Source organism: Rhizobium sp. SJZ105 (genome assembly GCF_007828365.1).
GTDB classification, from domain to species: domain Bacteria; phylum Pseudomonadota; class Alphaproteobacteria; order Rhizobiales; family Rhizobiaceae; genus Agrobacterium; species Agrobacterium tumefaciens.
Genome location: NZ_VIUP01000003.1, coordinates 359,825 through 379,761 on the forward strand (window position 1 = coordinate 359,825; position 19,937 = coordinate 379,761).

The following is a 19,937-nucleotide window of genomic DNA, read 5'->3' on the forward strand; positions in this document are numbered from 1 at the left end:
CGTTTGTCTGGTGCAGTGTGTCTGCGTTCGCTTGCTTCGTTCTAGGCCGATGTTGGCCCAGAGGTGATTGCACTGTCAATCCACCGCGCGAAACGGCATGAGATGGAGCGCGGGACTTGAAACGGCGATGACCTTGAAAAGTTCCCCCATCCTGCCAGCCCCTTCGCCAGCGAGACGGTTGACCGCTTCGGCGATTTCAAGCGTCTGGTCGGGTGTAGCTTTTGCGGCAAGGGCGGTTGCCCGTTCCTTCAGGCCAAGACCATAAAGAAAGTCGCCCTGCCTGATGCCGCCGTTGACATGAACGCCGTTTGCCTCAGCCGTCCTGATAAGGCTTTCGAAATCGACATGGCTGGTCAGATCGGCTTGCCCGGGATGAGAAAGCGGCGGGTCGAAGGCATGGTTGCGCATGGCCTGCAATGTGTCGCCATACCCGGCGACCAGATGGCCGTAGTCGATCGCGAGTGCGGTGCCGCCATATGCGGACAGGCGCTGGCAGATTGCGGTCATTACGGCTTCGCGGGCGGGTGCGATCTCGAATATGCTGCCAATCGGCTGCCGTTCCGGGCCGGGCGGCAGCAGCGCCGGGTCGATGCCGGCAAGCCCAGTCGAGAAGACCAGTTCACCATCGGTACCAAGACTGACCACCCGTTCGCGGAAACCCTGCGGCGTTTTCACGAATTGGCGGATTGGGATGGCGTCGAAAAGCTCGTTGGCGACGAGGAGCAGGAAACCTTCCGGCACCGCATCGAAACTGTCATGCCATGTCAGCCGTTCGGCATGCGCAGCGAGCGTCTCTTTCTGGATGGCGCAAAGGCGAGGGCTGGTCTCCACCAGATGCACCCGCATCGTCTCGTAAAGCGGTGGGGCGATGCGGCGGATGACGCGCAGCATGTCAGACATCATGGTGCCGCGGCCGGGGCCGATTTCCACCAGACGAATATCTGCGGGTGCGCCATGGCGCTGCCAGGCGTGAACCACGAAAACGCCGAGCATTTCGCCGAAAAGCTGACTGACTTCCGGAGCGGTGATGAAATCGCCCGATCGGCCGAAAGGCTCGCGGCTCCGGTAATAACCGTGTTCAGGATCGGCAAGGCAAAGCGAGAAGAAATCGGTGACGCTGAGCGGGCCGTTCAGGCGGATGAGGGATTTGATGCGTTGCGCAAGCGGTGTCGTCATGGCAGGCCATTCCGCTTAAGCGCGTATTTTCGCGCGCCGCGCACGCAAGACGGCCCAGAGGCCAAGAAGGAACATCGGCGTGGAGAGTACCATGCCCATGGTCAGCCAGTTGCCCGCGAGATAACCGATCTGGGCGTCCGGCTCGCGGAAGAATTCCACGAAGATGCGCGACAGCGCGTAACCGCAAACGAAGATGCCGGTTACGATGCCAGGTGTCTTGAGCGCCCTGAAAACGTAGATGGTGACCGCCAGAATGACGAGGAGAACGAGGCCTTCAAGTCCCGCTTCGTAAAGCTGGCTGGGGTGACGCGCAAACGGCCCGCCGGTCGGGAACACGACGGCCCAGGGAACGTCGGCGATACGTCCCCACAATTCGCCATTGATGAAATTGGCGATGCGTCCGAACAGCAGGCCGACAGGTGCGACGGCTGCGATGATATCGAACATGCTCCAGACAGGGATGCCGTTCTTGCGGGCGAAGAGGATCATGGCGATGGTCGTGCCGATCAGGCCGCCATGGAACGACATGCCGCCGTTCCATATCTCAAGGGCTCTTATAGGGTTTGCGGCGACGGCGCCAAGATCGTAAAACAGGATGTAGCCGATGCGCCCGCCAAGCACGATGCCGCCGGCTGCCCACAGGATGAAGTCGTCAAGATGCTGCGCCGAGATTGGCGATGTATCGTTTGGCCACAGGCGAGGCGTAAGCGCAAGGCGGCGGGCATAAAACCAGCCGAGCATGATGCCGGCGACATAGGCAATGCCGTACCAATGGATCGCCAGAGGCCCGAGAGACAGGGCAACCGGATCGATATTCGGAAATGGCATGATGGCAAGTTGGGTGGGAGCGGCTAACAATCCGTATATTCCGTCATCGTTGCTGGGCGGACAACAGAATGACCCATTGCCTCAAGGAGGCGGGCGATGATGCTCTCCGGTCTCTTTACGCGAGGAAAATGGCGATTGCCGCAGCGCCGGTCAAGATTATTCTTCAAGGGACGCTTTGCGATGCCGAAGGCCATTGCAAGCCATGTGGATTTTTCGATTTTGCTTGCAAGGCGGCTGTCGAGTGCCTACCTGAAAGGCATCAACAGCAGGGAACGGAACGCTCCCTGAACCGACGAAGGAACAGGGCCATGACCACGACAGGCACCAATCGTTTTCTGGATGAATTCGCCAAGCTGATGACCGATGCGGCGGGCGCTGCGCAGGGAATGCGCAAGGAGGCCGAGGCTGCCTTGCACGCACAGGCGGATCGCTGGCTGAACAGCCTCGACGTGGTCAAGCGCGAGGAATTCGACGCGGTGCGCGAGATGGCGATCAAGGCGCGCGATGAAAACGATGCGTTGCGCGCTCGCATCGAGGCTCTGGAAGCAAAGCTTTCTGCTGCCAAGGATTGATTCTTTTCGCGCTTTTTCATCAAGAGGTCCCGGATCGCCTGCGATTCCGGGACTTTTTGTTTGCGGGCCATGCAACCCGAAATTATTCCCTGTCGATCCGGACCTGCCTCCATCGTTAATTTTTTGAGGCCTGTGGACACTTCCAAAAAACGCAATTGCCAGAGTCGCTTATGTATCTCGCCTGAGGTGATGGGGGAGAAGATATCCACTGTTCAAAAAGTAAAAATGCTGCCCGAGGGGTGGCAGCAGGACTCGGCCATTATACACTGATTTTAAATGATGATTCGAAACGAACCTGGTAAGCTCCACACAGGGTGAATGTGTAACTCTGTTGGTGTCGGGCAATCGTCTCAAGTGTTGAATCCGGTTTGTGTGTGCGTTTTGTGCCCGGCGTTCAAAACAGAACATCCATACCGGATGAGAAGGTGCCGCATGAGCCTGATAGAATTTGAAATTGAGCGCCAGTCCAATCCCGTGGACATGATCGAAATTGTCGCCGCCTCGAACGACTGGTCGTTCGAACGTTCCGGCGAAGACGAGATCGCCATGACGGTGGCGGGCCACTGGGCCGATTATCACGTTTCCTTTTCCTGGATGGAAGATTTCGAGGCACTGCATCTGGCCTGCGCCTTCGACATCAAGGTGCCCGATCAGCGCGTCAACGAAGTCATTCGCCTGTTGTCTCAGGTCAACGGCCAGGTACTGATGGGTCATTTCGATCTGTGGCGGCAGGAAGATGTTGTGATCTTCCGCCAGTCGCTGCTTCTGGCTGGCGGTGCGGAGCCTAACAACCAGCAGGTGGAAGTGCTGCTTTCCAGCGCGCTTGAGGCATGCGAACAATATTATCAGGCATTCCAGTTCGTCGTATGGTCAGGGCTGGATGCGAAAAGTGCAATTGAAGCGGTCATGTTCGAGACCGTCGGAGAAGCTTGAAAATGGTCTACAGGGCTTCCGGTCCTCTCGTCCTCGTTGGGGCGGGTAATATGGGCGGCGCTTTGCTTTCGGGCTGGCTGAAAAAGGGCGTGCCGGGTTCGCAGGTTATCGTCATCGATCCGCGCCCCTCCGACGCCATGCGCACGACAATTGCGGAAGCGGGCGCCACGCATAGCGAAAGCGTGCCTGACGGCGTGAAGGCGGGCATTCTGTTTGTCGCGGTAAAACCGCAGATGATGGAAGCAGTGCTACCCTCCCTCAAGCCCTTGCTCGGACCCGAGACCGTGGTGGTTTCGATTGCGGCCGGCACCACCATCGGCACTTTCGTTTCGCATTTCGGCTCGGTCGCCGCCGTGCGGGCCATGCCGAACACGCCGGCCATGGTTGGCCGTGGCGTGACGGGCGCCTATGCCAACGAATTGGTGACGCCGGCACTTAAAGCCGTGGTGGATGGATTGCTGAAGGTCAGCGGTCCGGTCGAATGGGTGGAAACCGAAAGCGATATCGACGCGGTTACCGCGGTTTCGGGAAGCGGTCCGGCCTATGTCTTCTATCTGGTTGAATGCATGGCGGAAGCCGGTCGCAAGGCAGGTCTGCCGGCGGATATAGCCATGCGGCTGGCGCGTGAAACCGTGGCCGGTGCTGGCGAACTCCTGCATCAGTCTTCTGACGAGGCGGCGCGCCTGCGCCAGAACGTTACCTCGCCGGGCGGTACAACGGCCGCCGCACTTTCGGTGCTGATGGCCGAAGACGGCATGCAGCCCCTGTTTGACAAGGCGATCGCTGCGGCGAAAAATCGCGCCGAAGAACTGGCTGGTTGAAGACGAGCAGGCTGGCGGGAGCATGGCATGAGCAGTGAAATTTCCTATGCCGATTTCGAGAAGGTCGATATCCGTGTCGGCACGATCGTTGAGGCAGAGCCTTTTCCGGAAGCACGCAAGCCGGCGATCAAGGTGAAGATCGATTTCGGCCCCGAGATCGGCATCAAGAAATCCTCGGCGCAAATCACGGTGCATTATACCCCGGAAAGTCTGATCGGCCGACAGGTGCTGGGTGTGGTGAATTTTCCACCGCGCCAGATTGGCCCGTTCCGCTCCGAAGTTCTGACACTGGGGTTTGCCGATGGCAACGGCGACATCGTGCTTGCCGCGGTGGAGCGGCCGGTGCCGAACGGCGAGAAAATGTGCTGAGAACGCACAACAACACGCAACCAGAAGATTGCGCAGGCTGAACATTCTTTCTCCGTCGTTCCGGTTCAAGGCTGGAATGACGCAAGCGGGCGAGCCGCGTCACATTTTTCTCTCCGCTGCTCTACGCCGGAATTTTGACGATTACCCGCAATCCGCCCATCGGGCTGTCGTCCAGCGATACGTCACCGCCATGGCTGCGGGCGATGTCGCGGACGATGGAGAGGCCGAGCCCGGTGCCAGAGGCGTTGAGGTTGCGTGCCTCGTCCAGCCGGAAGAACGGCTTGAAGACATCCTCCCTTGACGCTTCCGGGATACCCGGCCCGTCATCATCAAACGTCATGATGATGGAGCGTGGCGCCTTGCGGATGTCGATATGGAGCTTGCTGGCATAGCGCCGGGCATTCTCCGCGAGATTGGCGACGAGGCGGGAGAGGGCATTCGGGCGCGCGATGATCTGGTCGATATTATAAAGCTCATAGCTGAATTTTTTGCCGTGCAGCTCGAAATCATAGTCGATTTTTTCCAGAAGTGCCGGAAGCTCCAGCGTGCCGACATCCTCCTCGACATCGGTGCGGGCAAAGGTGAGGTAGGCCTCCAGCATCGACTGCATATCCTCGACATCCTTGTCCAACCCTTCCAGATCAGGATTGTCGCCGGCAAGCGCGAGTTGCAGCTTGAAACGGGTGAGGATGGTGCGCAGGTCGTGGCTGACACCGTTCAGCATGGCAGTGCGCTGTTCCATCTGCCGCTCGATGCGTTCGCGCATCAATATGAAGGCAAGTCCCGCCCGCCGCACCTCGTCTGCGCCGCGTGGGGAATAGGCGCTGATCTTCTGGCCCCTGCCGAAATTTTCGGCCGCCTTGGCAAGCGCTTCGATAGGCTTGATCTGCCCGCGCAGAAACAGGATGGAAATGGCGATCAGGACCAGCGATGCACCGACCATCCAGACAAGGAAGATATGCGTGTTGGAGGCATAAGCGGCGCTGCGACTGGTAAAGACGCGGAGCGTCTTGTCTTCGAGCTGGACACGTATTTCAACCAGGGAACCGTTGCCATAAGTATCGATCCAGAATGGCCGGCCGATTTGCTGGGTCAGCTGATTGGCGAGGATCGTATCCAGAATGGAAAACAACGGTTCTGGTCTCGGGGCCGGCAAATCGGCCTTCGGCTCGATGTAGATGCTGAGACCCAGCTTCTCGCGAGCGATGCGGATGACGCGCTGATAGTCGTCTTCTTCCTCATCAGTTTGCAGAAGCTCGATGATCGCTGCGATATCGCGCGTTACGGCGGAGGAAAGGCGCTCGGTAACCAGCTGCCAGTGACGCTCCATGAAAACGGCCGCGACAACGCCCTGAAGCAGGATCATCGGCAGGATGATGATCAGCAGCGAGCGCGTATAAAGCCCGGTGGGCAGCCAGTGGCGAAGCCATCTGGTAAATGCGCGCCAGGTCTTCGCTACGCCGCTATTCCTGACAGTGATTAGAAAATCGAGGCTCGCCATGGCTGTGCGCCCGCCTTTCGTTTGTCCTTGTCAATCCACGCTCAGGCGGTAGCCGATGCCACGCACCGTTTGCAGATAGACCGGGTTGGCAGGGTCGTCCTCGATCTTGCGGCGAAGGCGGTTGATCTGCACGTCGATTGTTCTTTCGCCCACTTCGGATTCCGCCTCGACCAGCTCGTGCCGTGGAATGGTATCGCCGGCGCGAAGTGCAAAGAGCAGCATGATCTCCTGTTCGCGATCCGTCAGGCGGATCGTTTCAGGGCCGCGCCGCAATTCCTTCCTGGGGATAGAGAAGCTGTAGGGGCCGAACATGATCTGTTCGATCTTGGGCGTATCCGGCGAAGTGTTGCGCCGCAGGATGTTGTTGATACGAAGGACAAGTTCGCGCGGATCGAAAGGCTTTGCGAGATAATCATCCGCGCCGGCTTCCAGCCCAGCAATTCGCGAATCCGCCTCCGAGCGGGCGGTCAGGAGAATGACCGGCACGGATTTGTTCTCATTCAGCGACCGGGTGAGCGAAAGCCCGTTTTCCCCCGGCATCATCACGTCGAGAATGAGAAGGTCGAAACGGATGCCGACCATCTTGCGCCGGGCTTCTGCCGCATCTGCTGCGACGGAGATGCGGTATCCCTTGTCGCCGAGGAAACGTTGCAGAAGATTGCGAATGCGGGCGTCGTCATCGACGATCAGAAGGTGGGCCGCATCGTCATCGGCGGGAGGGAGTTTTGTCGTTGCCGTGGCCATCGTCAGTCGCCTTCCCCCGGTGTCGGGCTGCGCATCTGCGCCAGAAACTTGCGAACGCAAGCGCGGGCGTCGGGTCCAAGCCCTTCCAGCGCACGGTCGATCCGGCGCGACTGCGGCTCGCTCAGCGCCAGCGCCAGTTCGCGCCCTGTCAGCGTTGGATAGAGCCTGCGCTGGCGGCGGTCTTCCGGGCCAGCCATCTGGCGGATATAACCGTCGTCGATCAATTGCTTGAGCACGCGGGCAAGGCTCTGCTTGGTGATCTGCAGGGTGTCGAGCAGATCCGCCACCGTCATGCCGGGCTGCCTGCTGACGAAATAGACCACCCGGTGATGCGCGCGCCCATATTCCAGTTTCGAAAGAATGACATCTGGATCTGAGACGAAATCGCGATACGCGAAGAACAGCGCCTCTATCGTATCGAAGTCGATCTTGCCGTCGTCAACCTTCGGGAGTGCCGGTGTCTGCCTGGCGGCTGCGGTTTTGAGCGATTGCGGTGGCACTGCGGTTCCTTCATATTCTGCGGCTGACATGCGTCGATGCGCCAATATTCTGTAAACATAGCCGAAAATGCGTCCGCTCGGGAGGATGCCGCGATCATTTTCTGTTGCGGTGGATAATATGCTGCGGGTGCCGGTGCAACTGGAATCCTGACTGGCCTTTACCGGAAATAGAAAAGAGCGCGGAAAGCCCGCGCTCTTCATTGGTTTCATGCTGCCGGTATCGAGTTCGCGTCTACTGGTAGACGTAGACAATCCGGCGCGTCGATGGCTCCACCAGAACAGGCACGTCGTTCACCTGAACGTAGCGATACTGGTAATCAGGGATTTCCACGAGCCGGGTATCGGAGGGCAGGGTGCTGCCGACCGCTACCTCGCCATCAAAGGTGACAGTGTCCGCAGGGTGCTCGTCAATATAGGAGATGACTGTTTCGGGCGGATTGACTTCACCGACGCGGCCAAGGTTCGGATCGCCGGGGTTGGGTTCTGCCTGTACGCTCGAGGTCTTCTCGTAAGTCACGACCGGCACGCTGATATCGGAGCGGCGCTGTTCGAGAATGACGGGAGAGCCCTCATACATAACATTCAGATAATCTGCATGTGCCCAGCCGCGCAGGCCGTTGACTTCGATGCGGCACCAGCTGCTGCCGTCCATGCAGCCATCCAGAACCGCGTTGCTGCCACGGGTGGCAAGGCCAAGCTCGGGATAATCCTCGCCTGGGCCCGAACGAACGGAAACGTCCGATGCTGTTGTGGCGACCATGGCGGCGTTTGCGTAACCGGCCATGAGGGCGAAAGCGCCGCCAGCCATGAGCATTTTAAGCGTCTTGTCCATGTGTCTCACTCCTTTTAAGACTGGACCTACAACGTCGCAGCCTTCAGGGCGTTCCACATTTTTCACAGATACCTCCCGTCTCGAGCGGGAAAATATCCGATATCTGATTGAATTAACTCATGGTTTTGAAAGTGGCAAGGTCACCGGAAACCGTTGCTTTTTCCTCCGCCATTGTGCCGGAACCGGCCGCAGGCTATAGGAGGCGGGATTTGTCAGACAGGGAGACACGGGATATGGGAAAGTTGCAGGCGGGCATTATTCCGGTCACGCCGTTCGAGCAGAACTGCACCATTCTCTTCGATGAGGATACGAAGGAAGGCGTTGTCGTCGATCCCGGTGGGGATGTGGATGTCATTCTTCAGGTGGTTTCCGAAAACGGCATCGCGCTCAAGGAAATCTGGCTGACGCACGGCCATCTCGACCATGCCGGCGGCGCCAAGGAACTGCGCGAGAAGCTTTCCCTGCCGGTGATCGGCCCGCATGAGGACGATCGACCGCTGCTCGAGAGGATCGAGACCCAGGCTGAGAAATACGGCATCAGCGGTCTTCAGAACGTTTTGCCGGACAGGTGGCTGAATGAGGGCGACACGGTATCGTTCGGGGATCATGTCTTTGAAGTCTACCATTGCCCGGGTCACGCTCCAGGTCACGTCATCTATTATAATCGCGACCAGCAATTCGCCCATGTCGGCGACGTGCTGTTTGCGGGGTCGGTGGGGCGTACCGACCTGCCGGGCGGGAACCACGAGCAACTGATGGCGTCCATTCGCGACAAGCTGCTGCCGCTGGGTGATGATGTCGGATTTATCTGCGGCCATGGCCCCGGCGGGCGGCTTGGCGAGGAGCGGCGCACCAACCCCTATCTCAAGGGGATCTGAGTTTCCGGGCGCGTATTGGCGCCTCCGGATTGGGCATAAAAAAACCCGGCATTCCTGCCGGGCTTCAACTAGAAATGAAAGCCGTTTTAGGGTTAGCCAGCAATCTGCAGATTGACTGCCTTCGGGCCCTTGCCGCGACGATCCGGTTCCGTGTCGAAGCTCACTTTCTGATTTTCTGAAAGTCCGGACAGGCCGGAAGCCTGTACGGCAGAGATATGAACAAAGATATCAGCGCCACCATTGTCTGGCTTGATGAAGCCGAAGCCTTTGTCTGTGTTGAAGAATTTTACGGTGCCAGTTTCGGCCATGCATCAGGTCCTTTTCGCTCTGCCCGCGTTCAGCTACAGGCAGCATTACAGTTTTGCCCTGCGAGGGCGTTGGCAGGCAGCTCTTGACTATTGAGAAAAAGGACCTTCACAGCGGGAAGTAATGGCGTTCTCATCCAACGTTTTTCGTCCCACCGCCCGAGGTTTATAGCGTCCCCAGTGCGCAAATTTATAGGCCTTCCCATGCTCGCAAATTGCCCGAACCGCAGTAGATTGCTGCGTTTATGGAAAATTGGCAAGCAAAAGTTTTCACGGGCTTTTTGTCGGATAAAAACCTGCGGTAGAATTCCTGCGCGTAGTCGCACATTTTTTCCGCATATTTGATAATTGATGAAATAATTGCCGGTTGCCTTCGGTTTCCGGGCAAAATTTTGAATGCGGTGGTACGATTTTTCCTCGAAACAGAAAAATCAGTTCTTTCTGCGTCAGGCCGTTCCAACGACGGTTTTTTGCCGTTTACGCGTCAGTTCCGGTACCAGTTCGACGATCAATATAGCGGCGAAAATGATCACGCAGCCGATGTAACCGGCGTTGGAAATGGTTTCCTTCAGGAAAATCGACGCCAGCAAGGCACCGAAAAGCGCCTCTGAAGAGAGAAATATCGCAGCCTGCGGCGCGGTCGTATACCGCTGGGCAACGACCTGCAAAACGAAAGCGAGGCCGGAGGATACGAGGCCGACGTATAGAATTTCCGCCAGCGACCCCTCTATGGACGCCATGCTGATGGGTTCTACCGCAAGGCCGATCATGCAACTCAAGAGAGAGCAAATCGCAAACTGAGTGCATGAGAGCGCAAGCGGCCGTCCGCTTTCGGAAACGAAACGTCCTGCAAGCGTAATCTGGATTGCCCAGAAGAAGGCGCAGATGATGCTGAGAATATCGCCCTGCGTCAGCGTCTCGAATGCGCCGCCCGAGAGCAGGAAAATTCCGCCCAGCATCATCAGGGCGCCGGGCCAGACGATCCAGTGGGGATGGCGCCGGTAAAGAACGACGGCGATCACGGGCACGAAGATGACGTAAAGTCCCGTCAGGAAGCTGGAATTCGTGACGGTTGTAGTCAAAAGCCCGACCTGCTGCGTCGTCGCGCCGCCGAACAGGGCGAGGCCCACAAGGACGAAGCCGCCGATTTCCCTGCGACGTGGCGACGATTTTTTCGAGCGGTTTTCCATCAGGGCGAATGGCAGCACGGCGATGGCGGCAATGGCGAAGCGCAGACCGACAAACCAGAATGGCCCGATCGAGGCCATGGCGGATGATTGTGCGACGAAACCGCCTCCCCAGATCGCCGCGGCGAGCAGAAGCAGCATGTTGGCCTGAATACGCGTCATTGATGGCACCAGCACAGCAGGGGCCCGAAGATCATTCCGTCGCGGCCTTGGCATTTCGGGGATTTTTGAAACGTCGTTCTGACGACTTCCCCTGTGCTTTAGCAGCAACACGCCGATGCCGCAAGTCGAGGAGAGGGCGGCTTACTTGTGGCGGCGGGCCTCGTCCTTCAGGCTTCGCCGGGTGAGCGCGAGGCCGCCTATGCCGAGGCTGATGAAGGCTGCGGCCGAGAAGATAACCAGCAACATGTGCCCGCCCGCCCGCGCGGTTGCCGTCACCTGCGGAATAGAGGATGTCTGCAGGGTGTCGATTGCCTGAGGGGCTGCATTGGCCGAGGTTGCGATCCCGGCGGCCATGGTGACGACGACAAGAAAGGCGGCAATGGCCATCCAGAGCGAAAACAGCGTTCTCTGCGCCCTTAACCGTTCAACTGATGTCCTGTCGTTGGTAAACATGGCGATCGCCTCTTGTCCCTGTTCTCAAAGGATAAAAGAGGCTCCGAAATGGACGGCTTGGAGACCGAATTCAGGCGTTCCGCAGTATTTATTGTGGCAATATCGTGGCAAAGCCGATTTCGGGACAATTTCGCTGTCAACCGCCTCAAAGGCCGCGTTTTCCGAAGGTTCTGGTCTGGCGCAGGGTATGCGGCTCGGCTGGGCGGTCTTCACGCGGGAATGCCGGTGTCGCAGCGCTTCTGTCCGACCTTGGCGAGGGTGAAAAATATCCGCTGCCGAGTTCGGGAAAGCGCGCATCGAAACTCGTCGGCGCTAGTTCGGGTTTTGCCAACACGTATCCCTGCATCAGCAGGACGCCGAGGTCCTCGCAGATATCCACCTGCCTGCCGGTTTCCAGTCCTTCGAACACCGGCTCTATCCCATCGTCGCGAAACTGGCTGACGATGACGCGCAGAAGGGCGGCGCCTGCCGAATTCTGCATGAAATCACGCACCCAGCCTGCCTCGAATTTCACATAGTCCGGCTTGATGAGTTTCACCCGGTCAATGTCGGAATCGCCCGCGCCATAATCGTCCAGCGCCACACGAAAACCGATGTCGTGCATATGATAGGCGAAGTCGGCGACCATCTGCGTATCGGAGACTTTTTTCTCGGAGATTTCGCAGACGATGCGGTCTGCCGTCATGCCGGCCTCGTGGGCGGTAAGGCGCATGCGCTCCACTTCCTGACGCATCTTGGCCGGGGTCTGGAACAGGCCCGGATGGAAGTTAACGAAAACGCGGGCGCGCGAACGATTGAGCCTGCCGGTATTGAGAATGTGGATCGTGCGCAGAATACTGTCGATATTCTCTATATCTTCAGGCGCCACCAGCGAGAAGAATTCACCCGGTGTCACAGGTTCGCCGTTGCGATGGGGACGCACCAGACCCTCGAAGGAATCGATGTCGAGAGCGCCGTTCATCGTTCGGCGAAAGATGGGCTGCAGGGCGGATTTCAAGTTGAAGGTGCCATAGGCCGTGGACCATGTGCCATCGACCTCGCGGACAAGACTGGAAAAGATGCTTTTGGGCGCCATTTTTCAACCAGCTACAGAGACACGACCTCTAGCCGGAGAATATAGCGCATCAAGCGTTACTTCCGGGTTAAGGAAGGTTTAAATTCTTCCCCGTGTCACATATGCTGCTTTTGACCTTGAAAGAGCGCCTGTCTTTCGACATAGAAAATGCCGCAGAAGACAGGATTTTCCGCCTCTGCCGATGTCAACCACAACAGGACCGATTAAAAATGGCCTTCCTTGCCGACATTCTCTCCCGCGTAAAGCCATCCGCCACCATCGCTGTTACCCAGAAAGCCCGTGAGCTTAAAGCGAAGGGCCGCGATGTGATCAGCCTTGGCGCCGGCGAGCCGGATTTCGATACGCCCGAAAACATCAAGGAAGCCGCCATTGACGCCATCAAGCGCGGCGAAACGAAATACACGCCCGTTTCAGGTATTCCTGAACTGCGCAAGGCGATTGCCGACAAGTTCAAGCGCGAAAACGGTCTGGACTACAAGCCGGAGCAGACCATCGTCGGCACCGGTGGCAAGCAGATCCTTTTCAACGCCTTCATGGCGACACTCAACCCGGGTGACGAAGTCGTCATTCCTGCACCTTACTGGGTCAGCTATCCGGAAATGGTGGCGATCTGCGGCGGTACGCCTGTCTTCGTCGACACGACGCTCGAAGACAATTTCAAGCTGAAGCCGGAAGCGCTGGAAAAGGCGATCACGCCGAAGACCAAGTGGTTCGTTTTCAACTCGCCGTCCAACCCTTCGGGCGCTGCCTATTCGCATGACGAGCTGAAGGCATTGACGGACGTGCTGGTCAAGCATCCGCACGTCTGGGTGCTGACTGATGACATGTACGAACACCTGACCTATGGCGACTTCAAATTCGTCACGCCGGTTGAGGTGGAGCCTTCGCTCTATGACCGCACGCTTACTATGAACGGCGTCTCCAAGGCCTATGCCATGACCGGCTGGCGTATCGGCTATGCAGCCGGCCCGCTGCCGCTCATTAAGGCCATGGATATGATCCAGGGCCAGCAGACCTCGGGCGCCAGCTCGATTGCTCAGTGGGCGGCTGTCGAAGCGCTGAACGGCACGCAGGATTTCATTCCGGCCAACAAGAAGATTTTTGAAGGCCGCCGCGATCTCGTCGTCTCCATGCTCAACCAGGCGAAAGGCATCAATTGCCCGGCTCCGGAAGGCGCATTCTACGTCTATCCGTCCTGCGCCGGCATGATCGGCAAGACCGCGCCGTCCGGCAAGGTCATCGAGTCGGATGTGGATTTCGTCTCCGAGCTTCTGGAAGCCGAAGGTGTTGCCGTCGTGCAAGGATCGGCGTTCGGCCTCGGCCCGAACTTCCGCATTTCCTACGCCACGTCGGAAGCACTGCTGGAAGAGGCCTGCAAGCGCATCCAGCGCTTCTGCGCCGATTGCCGCTGATCGGTCTAGGATATTGAATAACAAAGCCCGGCAGCGATGCCGGGCTTTTTTTGTTGCGGCTAAAGCCCGAGAAACAACAGCATGATGAAGGTGGCGAAGAGGATGAAATGCGTCATTCCCTCGATCGCGTTGGTTTCACCGTCATTGAGGTTGATGGCGGCGACGATGAGGGTGATGAAGACCATGACCGTCTGAACCGGCGTCATCGCCATGATGAACGGCTGACCGGTGTAGAGTGCGATGCCCTCCATCACAGGGACGGTGAGGATGACCGTCGAAAGCGATGCGCCCATGGCGATATTGACCACAGCCTGCATGCGGTTGCGCAATGCGGACCTGAGCGCGGTCAGGATTTCCGGTGATGCGGAGATCGTCGCGACCACGACGGCCATCAGTGCCGGTGGCGCGCTTGTGCCCTCGAGGCTCTGGCTTAGGAAGGCCGCCATGAATTCCGCCAGCACGCCGATCAGCACGACGCCCGCGATGATGAGACCGATGGAGAGGGACACGCTGCCCTCATCCTCGTCCTCCGTGTGATCGCCGGATGGATGACCGCTGGGATGAGCCTTGCGGGGATAGGCGTAGCTGAAGAAATAGCTGTGCGGACCAACCTGCATTTTCAGGAACAGCGCATAAAGCGCGATCATTGCGACGATGGTGAAGGCGGAATAGACGTGCCAGCTTTCCTTGGGGATGAATTCCGGCACGATCATCGAGATGCCCATGGCAGTCAGGATCATGACGCCGTACGTCTTGCCTGAATCGTCATTGTAGGGCTGCTCGCCGTGGCGAAGGCCTCCCAGCAGGGCGGCCAGTCCCAGAATGCCGTTGATGTCGATCATCACGGCGGAATAGATCGTGTCACGCACGAGCGTCGGCGAATTGGATTCGCTCATGATGATGGCAAGGATCAACACTTCCACCGCCACGGCAGACAGCGTCAGGATCATTGTGCCATAGGGGTCTCCGACCTTGGCGGCGAGGATTTCGGCGTGGTGGGCAACCCGCATCGACACCAGAACGATCATCCCGATCAGGGCGATCGCGGCAATCAGCGACGCCGTTTTGCCGGCCTCGAATATCGCATGTTCGGCCATATAGGCGACGGCTGCCACCGGTATTGCCAGCAGCAACATGCGCTCCTGCTTTAAAATAGAACCCGCCATCGATTTCCCTTCCCCTGAGAGTGTGAGGCTGTGACGTATCGTCGTTAAGATCAAGCAGGATTTGCGCTTGAGTGCTTTTGGTAGGATAGTAGTACGGTCAAGGACATGCTGCTCATGCCGTGTTGTCCCCCGTTGGGTGCAATGCTTGAAGCGCGGTTGTGGTTGCGATGTCGCCTACTGAAACAGGAGGAACATGCATGACAAAAGTGGTATATGAAGTCGTGGAACATGACGGTGGCTTCGCCTACCGCATGAACGGCGCTTATTCCGAAACATTTCCTACCTATGCCGATGCGGTCGAGGCCGCGCGCATCGTTGCTGCCGAACAGCAGGTGGGCGGCGATGATGAGGAAATCAGCTATCAGGACGAACGCGGCCAGTGGCATGAGGAATATAGCCAGGGCGGCGACCGGCCGGAGGCGGAAGTGGTCGACAAGATTTCACCGCCGGCCAGACCGTTTTGATGGAGTGCGTCAACATTTCCGGTGAGAACAGCATCACGCTCCATGCTTCGCCGGTATGTCTTGCGGATTTGCGGGCGCAAGGCCGCGCGTCATCGATGCTGTAATGGCGCTAGCGTCGTTGCGGCGGGGCGCCCGGATCGGTTTCCTTCAGGTGGGCCTTCAGGCCGTCGACAAGGGCGCTGAACACGGCACGGCATCGCGGCGAGGTCTTGAGATTTTCATGCATCGCGACCCATGCGTGCAGCGGGATGTCGGTTTTCGGAAGGACCTGGACAAGCCGCGGATCCTTGCGCGCCAGGCCGATCTGACAGACGCCGATGCCCGCGCTGGCGCGGATCATGGCAAGCTGGGCGAGGTTGCTGTCGGCGCGAATTTCGAAGGAAATTTCTTCGATATCGGGTATTTCCGGATCGAGCGAGCGCATGCGCTGGATCGCCGCCCTGATGAAAGGCGTCTTGCGGTCGAAACCGATCATACGGTGGTTGTTCAGTTCTTCCATGTTTTTCGGGATGCCGGCTCTTGCCAGATAGTCGCGTGTGGCATGAAATCCCAGACGGAAATTGCCGATATAGCGCATGACGATGGCATCCTGCTGCGGTTCGGTCATGCGGATGGCGATATCAGCCTCGCGCCGCAAAAGGTCTTCCAGCGTGTCGGAGAGTGAAAGTTCTATTTCAAGCCGGGGGTGAATCTCCTGCATGGCAGCGATGATCGGCGGCAGCATTTCAACGCCGATGATATCCGATGCGCTGATACGCACGGTTCCTTCGATCTTGCCGACCTCGCCGGAGGCCGCCCGCATAAGGGCGGCGGCCGTCGCCGCCAGATTTTCCGCATATGGCCGGAGCGCCAGCGCCGCTTCCGTCGGCATCAGCCCGTGCGGCGAGCGGATGAACAGCGGAAAGCCGATGGCCTCTTCCAGCGCTCCGATATGGCGCCCAGCTGTCGGTTGGGTAATGCCGAGTTCGCGGGCGGCGGCGGAAAGCGAGCCGTCGCGCAGCACGCTGAGGAAGGTGCGGTAAAAATCCCAGCTGACATCGCGGCTTCTGATTATAATATTTTGTATAGCGGCTCCACTCATTTGGACAATTTCGTATATCGCCTGATGGCCCAATACTCCAGCCCAGAAGAAGGAGTAATGGCAATGATATATGAAATCCACGCAAATACAGCAGAGAATAACCGGCCTCTGGCGCTGATTGTTGGGGCGAATGGTGGCGTCGGCAGCCATGTCTCAAAGATGTTGTTGCAGCGCGGCTGGCGGGTGCGGGCGATGACTCGCCGATCGGCACCAGTTGATGCCGTCGATGGCATCGAGCGCGTGATTGGCGATGCCATGAACCGGGAGGATGTGGTGAAGGCGGCAAAAGGCGCCGGGCTCATCGTCCATGCGGTCAATCCTCCGGGATATCGCAACTGGGACAGCCAAGTGCTGCCGATGCTCGACAATACCATTGCCGCTGCCGAGGCCTGCGGGGCAAGGATCGTGTTTCCAGGCAGCATCTATAATTTTGGCCCGGATGCCTTTCCGCTTCTGACGGAGGACAGTCCGCAAAAGCCTTTCACCCGCAAGGGCGGCTTGCGCGTTGAAATGGAGCGGCGTTTGAAAATGGCGTCGATGCGCGGCGTGCCGGTCCTGATCGTCCGCACCGGTGATTTCTTTGGTCCTGACGCGAAGAACAACTGGTTTTCGCAGATGCTGGTGCGACCGGGCAAGCCGGTTCGCAGTGTTCAGAATCCAGCAGTACCGAATGCCGGGCATCAATGGGCCTATCTGCCGGATGTTGCGGAGATAATCGGACGGCTGCTCGATCGCTCGGACGAGCTTCAGACGTTTGCCGTCTACCACATGGAGGGTGTCTGGGATTTCGACGGGCTGCAACTGGTTGGGGCAATCGAGCGGGCCGTCGGCCATCCGGTCAAGATGCGGCGGCTTTCGTGGTTAGCCATCGGGCTGGCTGCACCGTTCGTTCCCCTGTTCCGCGAAGTCATGGAAATGAAATATCTCTGGCAGATGCCGATCCGGATGAGCAACCGCAAGCTTGTCGAATTCCTCGGCGCGGAACCGCGAACGCCGATCGATGCGGCAGTATCGGAAACACTGGCGAGCCTTGGGTGTCTCGCCGAGGTGCAGCAACCGGCGGGCCTTCATCATGCGACCGATGCCGGGGGTAGGGTGTGATGGTTACAGTGGCTAATGGATTTTCCCGGCGGCGCCGTATGTTCGCCGTGATTTCGGCAGGCGTGCCGGTGTTGATTTTCGCGCAGGTGCTGCTGGCCGGGCTGTCGATCTATTATGACGGATCGCTGCTTGTGGTTCACAAAGGGCTTGGCATGCTGATCGCCGTTCCCATTGTATCTCTAGTCGTGCTCGCCCTTCGTCATGATGACCTCCGGCCAAACCTTGGGCGCGCGCTCGTGCTGCTCGCTCTCTACTGCCTTCAGGTGGCGTTGATGAGCATCGGTCGGGAAACGGGCAGTGGCTTTCTGCAGGCGCTGCATGTGGCCAACGCCTTCGTAATGGGCGCATTTTCAGACTTTGCTGCGCGGCAGGCGCGAGGCCTGTCCTGAAACGGCAAAACGCCGCACCGCTGTGGAGCGGTGCGGCGTTTCAAGTTTAGCACTGATCAGCCAAGAGCCGGGTAGTCGGTATAGCCTTCAGCCCCGCCACCATAGAAGGTCGGCTGGTTCGGCTCGTTCAGCGGCGCGTTGTCCTTGAGACGGCGCACCAGATCCGGGTTGGCGATGAAGGCCTTGCCGAAGGCCACGGCATCAACCTTGCCGCTTTCCACCGCCTCGATGGCGCTCTCACGGTCGTAGCCATTGTTGGCGATCCACAGGCCCTTGCCGCCCGCATTGCGATAGGCGGCCTTGAAGGCTGCGTAATCGAAGGGCTTGTCGCCCTGCTTGAAGTCGCGCGGACCACCGGTCGCACCTTCAACAACATGGATGAAGGCGAGATTGCGTTTGCCGAGTTCTTCCGCAACGTAATTATAGAGTGGCTGCGGGTCGGCCTCGAAAATGTCGTTGGCGGGTGTGACGGGTGACAGGCGAATGCCGGTGCGGCCTGCGCCAATCTCTTCTGCAACCGCATCCACGACTTCCAGGAGGAAGCGGGCGCGGTTTTCGATCGAGCCGCCATATTCGTCGGTGCGCTGGTTGGTGCTGGATTTCAGGAACTGCTCGATCAGATAACCGTTGGCGGCATGGATTTCGACACCGTCGAAACCAGCCTCAAGTGCGGCGCGCGCGCCGGTCCGGTAATCTTCAAGGATAAGACCGATATCGTCGATAGTCAGTGCGCGTGGCTCGGAGGTTTCCGCAAACGCGCCGGTGCCGTCATCATTGATGATATAGGTCTTGGACTTGGCGATAATCGCGGAAGGGGCGACCGGCTGTCCGCCATGCGGCTGGAGCGAGGTGTGGGAAATGCGTCCCACGTGCCAAATCTGCGCGACGATCTTGCCGCCGGCGACATGCACGCCATCCGTGATCTTTTTCCAGCCCTCAACCGCTTCCTTCTTGTAGAGGCCCGGAACATCCGCGTAACCCTGACCTTGCTGGGAAATCGGCGTGCCTTCGGTCACGATCAGCCCGGCTGTTGCGCGCTGCTCGTAATAGGTGGCGTTGAGATTATTGGGAATTGCCCCCGGCGAGCGGTTGCGGGTGAGGGGAGCCATGACGATACGGTTGGCGAGTGCGATATCGCCGGCCTGTGCCGGTTCGAAAAGACTTGTCATGCGACTTCACTTTCTGGTCGGTTGGCGAAATTGCGCGGCTGGCGCGCTTTCCTAATGTATGGGCATCAGAGAGAAAACCGCCTTGCAGTTTCCGGTCCGACGCCCCGGTCTTATAAGCTTGGGAGGCTCAAAGATTGGCTTGCAGATAATTGCGGAAGGCGTCGATGGTTTCCTCGTTGCGTTCGAAAAACACCCATTGCCCGACTTTCTTTGACCTTATCAGGCCTGCTGCCTGCAAAACCGCCAGATGTGAGGAGACCGTCGATTGCGACAGGCCGCTGATCTGGAACTGATTGGCGCATACGCCCATGCTGAGCGGATGGTCCTGACAGAAGTGACTTTCAGGGCTCTTCAGCCACTCGAGGAACTTCAGCCTTGCGGGGTGTGAAAGGGCTTTGAGGATTTCCTCCGGGTTCATCTGCGTTTCTCTAATATCTGACATGCCCGATATTTATATCGATAGTTTTCGATATACAATTCACGTCTCTGTGAGGTAGTCACCCGAGCCGAGAACAGCGCGCAAAAAAATGGCCGCCGGATTTCTCCGCGGCCAATGAGTTTGAAGGTTAAAACCTCCAGAGGGGAACAGCTGTCGCGTGCATAGGCAGGCGTGACAGCTGATTGAAATATGGGAGTGGCAAGAATGCAAAACAAGGTTGCATCATGCGATATTTCGCCAAATTGGAGAAAATTCTTGCGGGTAAAAAAAAGAGGGCCGCCGGATAAATCCAGGGCCCTTTAAGTGTGAAGGTCAAAAACCTCCAGAGGGGAACAGCTGATGCGGTGGAACTGGGAGGAAAAGCCACCGTGTGCATCAAC

Annotated in this window: 23 protein-coding genes; 9 read left to right on the top strand and 14 right to left on the bottom strand. The window is 58.3% G+C overall.

Annotated elements, in window-relative coordinates; all coding sequences use genetic code 11:
• Nucleotides 1–75: 75 nt before the first annotated feature.
• Together FB593_RS13810 and lgt are read right to left on the bottom strand one after the other, a co-directional pair.
• Complete coding sequence (locus FB593_RS13810; RefSeq protein ID WP_097100646.1) at nucleotides 76–1,176, bottom strand: class I SAM-dependent methyltransferase; 1,101 nt, start codon at nucleotides 1,174–1,176, stop codon at nucleotides 76–78.
• Between the two features lie 15 nt (nucleotides 1,177–1,191).
• Complete coding sequence (lgt, locus tag FB593_RS13815) at nucleotides 1,192–2,004, bottom strand: prolipoprotein diacylglyceryl transferase (RefSeq protein ID WP_029658791.1); 813 nt, start codon at nucleotides 2,002–2,004, stop codon at nucleotides 1,192–1,194.
• 308 nt (nucleotides 2,005–2,312) lie between these two features.
• Here lgt and FB593_RS13825 point away from each other — a divergent pair, with 308 nt between their 5' ends.
• The 4 genes from FB593_RS13825 (at nucleotide 2,313) to FB593_RS13840 (ending at nucleotide 4,699) form a co-directional block, all read left to right on the top strand.
• Nucleotides 2,313–2,576: an accessory factor UbiK family protein gene (locus FB593_RS13825; protein ID WP_013636582.1), complete on the top strand. Its 264-nt coding sequence runs from the start codon at nucleotides 2,313–2,315 to the stop codon at nucleotides 2,574–2,576.
• 432 nt (nucleotides 2,577–3,008) lie between these two features.
• A complete protein-coding gene (locus FB593_RS13830; RefSeq protein WP_006311131.1) occupies nucleotides 3,009–3,509 on the top strand; it encodes a YbjN domain-containing protein in 501 nt (166 codons plus the stop codon).
• A gap of 2 nt (nucleotides 3,510–3,511) precedes the next feature.
• Entirely contained in the window at nucleotides 3,512–4,330 is an 819-nt protein-coding gene (gene proC, locus FB593_RS13835) for a pyrroline-5-carboxylate reductase (protein ID WP_013636581.1), read from the top strand.
• 27 nt (nucleotides 4,331–4,357) lie between these two features.
• Complete coding sequence (locus FB593_RS13840) at nucleotides 4,358–4,699, top strand: tRNA-binding protein (RefSeq protein ID WP_003513443.1); 342 nt, start codon at nucleotides 4,358–4,360, stop codon at nucleotides 4,697–4,699.
• Nucleotides 4,700–4,820: 121 nt separating this feature from the next.
• Here the strand turns inward: FB593_RS13840 and FB593_RS13845 are convergent, their stop codons facing one another.
• From FB593_RS13845 to FB593_RS13865, 4 genes are all read right to left on the bottom strand, one after another.
• Nucleotides 4,821–6,200: an ATP-binding protein gene (locus tag FB593_RS13845; RefSeq protein ID WP_003513442.1), complete on the bottom strand. Its 1,380-nt coding sequence runs from the start codon at nucleotides 6,198–6,200 to the stop codon at nucleotides 4,821–4,823.
• 30 nt (nucleotides 6,201–6,230) lie between these two features.
• A complete protein-coding gene (locus tag FB593_RS13850) occupies nucleotides 6,231–6,944 on the bottom strand; it encodes a response regulator (protein ID WP_019565223.1) in 714 nt (237 codons plus the stop codon).
• A gap of 2 nt (nucleotides 6,945–6,946) precedes the next feature.
• Nucleotides 6,947–7,474, bottom strand: coding sequence for a MarR family winged helix-turn-helix transcriptional regulator (locus tag FB593_RS13855; protein ID WP_003513440.1), 528 nt, complete (start codon nucleotides 7,472–7,474; stop codon nucleotides 6,947–6,949).
• A gap of 202 nt (nucleotides 7,475–7,676) precedes the next feature.
• Nucleotides 7,677–8,276 (bottom strand): DUF1236 domain-containing protein, encoded by a 600-nt coding sequence (locus FB593_RS13865; protein WP_003513439.1) that lies wholly within the window; start codon nucleotides 8,274–8,276, stop codon nucleotides 7,677–7,679.
• Nucleotides 8,277–8,509: 233 nt separating this feature from the next.
• On the opposite strand from FB593_RS13865, the gene FB593_RS13870 reads away from it, so the two are divergent.
• On the top strand, nucleotides 8,510–9,154 hold the full coding sequence (locus tag FB593_RS13870) for an MBL fold metallo-hydrolase (RefSeq protein ID WP_025594124.1): 645 nt from the start codon (nucleotides 8,510–8,512) through the stop codon (nucleotides 9,152–9,154).
• Nucleotides 9,155–9,246: 92 nt separating this feature from the next.
• On the opposite strand, the gene FB593_RS13875 is transcribed toward FB593_RS13870, so the two are convergent.
• The 4 genes from FB593_RS13875 to FB593_RS13890 form a co-directional block, all read right to left on the bottom strand.
• Nucleotides 9,247–9,462: a cold-shock protein gene (locus FB593_RS13875; protein WP_003494703.1), complete on the bottom strand. Its 216-nt coding sequence runs from the start codon at nucleotides 9,460–9,462 to the stop codon at nucleotides 9,247–9,249.
• Nucleotides 9,463–9,905: 443 nt separating this feature from the next.
• Nucleotides 9,906–10,808, bottom strand: coding sequence for a DMT family transporter (locus FB593_RS13880; protein ID WP_145166685.1), 903 nt, complete (start codon nucleotides 10,806–10,808; stop codon nucleotides 9,906–9,908).
• 141 nt (nucleotides 10,809–10,949) lie between these two features.
• On the bottom strand, nucleotides 10,950–11,261 hold the full coding sequence (locus FB593_RS13885) for a hypothetical protein (RefSeq protein ID WP_013636575.1): 312 nt from the start codon (nucleotides 11,259–11,261) through the stop codon (nucleotides 10,950–10,952).
• Between the two features lie 145 nt (nucleotides 11,262–11,406).
• Nucleotides 11,407–12,336, bottom strand: a complete 930-nt coding sequence (locus tag FB593_RS13890; protein ID WP_038491745.1) for an EAL domain-containing protein — start codon at nucleotides 12,334–12,336, stop codon at nucleotides 11,407–11,409.
• A gap of 209 nt (nucleotides 12,337–12,545) precedes the next feature.
• On the opposite strand from FB593_RS13890, the gene FB593_RS13895 reads away from it, so the two are divergent.
• Nucleotides 12,546–13,748 (top strand): pyridoxal phosphate-dependent aminotransferase, encoded by a 1,203-nt coding sequence (locus FB593_RS13895; protein WP_003513431.1) that lies wholly within the window; start codon nucleotides 12,546–12,548, stop codon nucleotides 13,746–13,748.
• Nucleotides 13,749–13,807: 59 nt separating this feature from the next.
• Here FB593_RS13895 and FB593_RS13900 read toward each other — a convergent pair whose 3' ends face one another.
• On the bottom strand, nucleotides 13,808–14,914 hold the full coding sequence (locus FB593_RS13900) for a calcium:proton antiporter (RefSeq protein WP_145166686.1): 1,107 nt from the start codon (nucleotides 14,912–14,914) through the stop codon (nucleotides 13,808–13,810).
• A 197-nt stretch (nucleotides 14,915–15,111) separates the two neighbouring features.
• Between FB593_RS13900 and FB593_RS13910 the strand changes: the two genes are divergently transcribed.
• Nucleotides 15,112–15,378, top strand: a complete 267-nt coding sequence (locus FB593_RS13910; RefSeq protein WP_003513427.1) for a DUF2188 domain-containing protein — start codon at nucleotides 15,112–15,114, stop codon at nucleotides 15,376–15,378.
• A gap of 109 nt (nucleotides 15,379–15,487) precedes the next feature.
• Here the strand turns inward: FB593_RS13910 and FB593_RS13915 are convergent, their stop codons facing one another.
• Complete coding sequence (locus FB593_RS13915) at nucleotides 15,488–16,459, bottom strand: LysR family transcriptional regulator (RefSeq protein WP_186447920.1); 972 nt, start codon at nucleotides 16,457–16,459, stop codon at nucleotides 15,488–15,490.
• A 63-nt stretch (nucleotides 16,460–16,522) separates the two neighbouring features.
• Here FB593_RS13915 and FB593_RS13920 point away from each other — a divergent pair, with 63 nt between their 5' ends.
• Together FB593_RS13920 and FB593_RS13925 are read left to right on the top strand one after the other, a co-directional pair.
• Nucleotides 16,523–17,560 carry an NAD-dependent epimerase/dehydratase family protein gene (locus FB593_RS13920; protein ID WP_113472939.1) on the top strand — a complete coding sequence of 346 codons (1,038 nt, stop codon included), beginning with the start codon at nucleotides 16,523–16,525 and terminating at the stop codon, nucleotides 17,558–17,560.
• A complete protein-coding gene (locus FB593_RS13925) occupies nucleotides 17,560–17,949 on the top strand; it encodes a DUF6220 domain-containing protein (protein ID WP_025594112.1) in 390 nt (129 codons plus the stop codon). Before FB593_RS13920 ends, FB593_RS13925 begins: the two co-directional genes overlap by 1 nt.
• A 56-nt stretch (nucleotides 17,950–18,005) precedes the next feature.
• On the opposite strand, the gene FB593_RS13930 is transcribed toward FB593_RS13925, so the two are convergent.
• Nucleotides 18,006–19,118, bottom strand: a complete 1,113-nt coding sequence (locus FB593_RS13930; protein ID WP_003513410.1) for an alkene reductase — start codon at nucleotides 19,116–19,118, stop codon at nucleotides 18,006–18,008.
• 127 nt (nucleotides 19,119–19,245) lie between these two features.
• Nucleotides 19,246–19,536, bottom strand: coding sequence for an ArsR/SmtB family transcription factor (locus FB593_RS13935; RefSeq protein ID WP_003513408.1), 291 nt, complete (start codon nucleotides 19,534–19,536; stop codon nucleotides 19,246–19,248).
• Nucleotides 19,537–19,937: the final 401 nt, after the last annotated feature.

Excerpts from the sequence above, each read along its gene's own strand:
- FB593_RS13810 (WP_097100646.1), bottom strand. The coding sequence starts at position 1,176 with ATGACGACACCGCTTGCGCAACGCATCAAATCCCTCATCCGCCTGAAC.
- lgt (WP_029658791.1), bottom strand. The coding sequence starts at position 2,004 with ATGCCATTTCCGAATATCGATCCGGTTGCCCTGTCTCTCGGGCCTCTG.
- FB593_RS13825 (WP_013636582.1), top strand. The coding sequence starts at position 2,313 with ATGACCACGACAGGCACCAATCGTTTTCTGGATGAATTCGCCAAGCTG.
- FB593_RS13830 (WP_006311131.1), top strand. The coding sequence starts at position 3,009 with ATGAGCCTGATAGAATTTGAAATTGAGCGCCAGTCCAATCCCGTGGAC.
- proC (WP_013636581.1), top strand. The coding sequence starts at position 3,512 with ATGGTCTACAGGGCTTCCGGTCCTCTCGTCCTCGTTGGGGCGGGTAAT.
- FB593_RS13840 (WP_003513443.1), top strand. The coding sequence starts at position 4,358 with ATGAGCAGTGAAATTTCCTATGCCGATTTCGAGAAGGTCGATATCCGT.
- FB593_RS13845 (WP_003513442.1), bottom strand. The coding sequence starts at position 6,200 with ATGGCGAGCCTCGATTTTCTAATCACTGTCAGGAATAGCGGCGTAGCG.
- FB593_RS13850 (WP_019565223.1), bottom strand. The coding sequence starts at position 6,944 with ATGGCCACGGCAACGACAAAACTCCCTCCCGCCGATGACGATGCGGCC.
- FB593_RS13855 (WP_003513440.1), bottom strand. The coding sequence starts at position 7,474 with ATGTCAGCCGCAGAATATGAAGGAACCGCAGTGCCACCGCAATCGCTC.
- FB593_RS13865 (WP_003513439.1), bottom strand. The coding sequence starts at position 8,276 with ATGGACAAGACGCTTAAAATGCTCATGGCTGGCGGCGCTTTCGCCCTC.
- FB593_RS13870 (WP_025594124.1), top strand. The coding sequence starts at position 8,510 with ATGGGAAAGTTGCAGGCGGGCATTATTCCGGTCACGCCGTTCGAGCAG.
- FB593_RS13875 (WP_003494703.1), bottom strand. The coding sequence starts at position 9,462 with ATGGCCGAAACTGGCACCGTAAAATTCTTCAACACAGACAAAGGCTTC.
- FB593_RS13880 (WP_145166685.1), bottom strand. The coding sequence starts at position 10,808 with ATGACGCGTATTCAGGCCAACATGCTGCTTCTGCTCGCCGCGGCGATC.
- FB593_RS13885 (WP_013636575.1), bottom strand. The coding sequence starts at position 11,261 with ATGTTTACCAACGACAGGACATCAGTTGAACGGTTAAGGGCGCAGAGA.
- FB593_RS13890 (WP_038491745.1), bottom strand. The coding sequence starts at position 12,336 with ATGGCGCCCAAAAGCATCTTTTCCAGTCTTGTCCGCGAGGTCGATGGC.
- FB593_RS13895 (WP_003513431.1), top strand. The coding sequence starts at position 12,546 with ATGGCCTTCCTTGCCGACATTCTCTCCCGCGTAAAGCCATCCGCCACC.
- FB593_RS13900 (WP_145166686.1), bottom strand. The coding sequence starts at position 14,914 with ATGGCGGGTTCTATTTTAAAGCAGGAGCGCATGTTGCTGCTGGCAATA.
- FB593_RS13910 (WP_003513427.1), top strand. The coding sequence starts at position 15,112 with ATGACAAAAGTGGTATATGAAGTCGTGGAACATGACGGTGGCTTCGCC.
- FB593_RS13915 (WP_186447920.1), bottom strand. The coding sequence starts at position 16,459 with ATGAGTGGAGCCGCTATACAAAATATTATAATCAGAAGCCGCGATGTC.
- FB593_RS13920 (WP_113472939.1), top strand. The coding sequence starts at position 16,523 with ATGATATATGAAATCCACGCAAATACAGCAGAGAATAACCGGCCTCTG.
- FB593_RS13925 (WP_025594112.1), top strand. The coding sequence starts at position 17,560 with ATGGTTACAGTGGCTAATGGATTTTCCCGGCGGCGCCGTATGTTCGCC.
- FB593_RS13930 (WP_003513410.1), bottom strand. The coding sequence starts at position 19,118 with ATGACAAGTCTTTTCGAACCGGCACAGGCCGGCGATATCGCACTCGCC.
- FB593_RS13935 (WP_003513408.1), bottom strand. The coding sequence starts at position 19,536 with ATGAACCCGGAGGAAATCCTCAAAGCCCTTTCACACCCCGCAAGGCTG.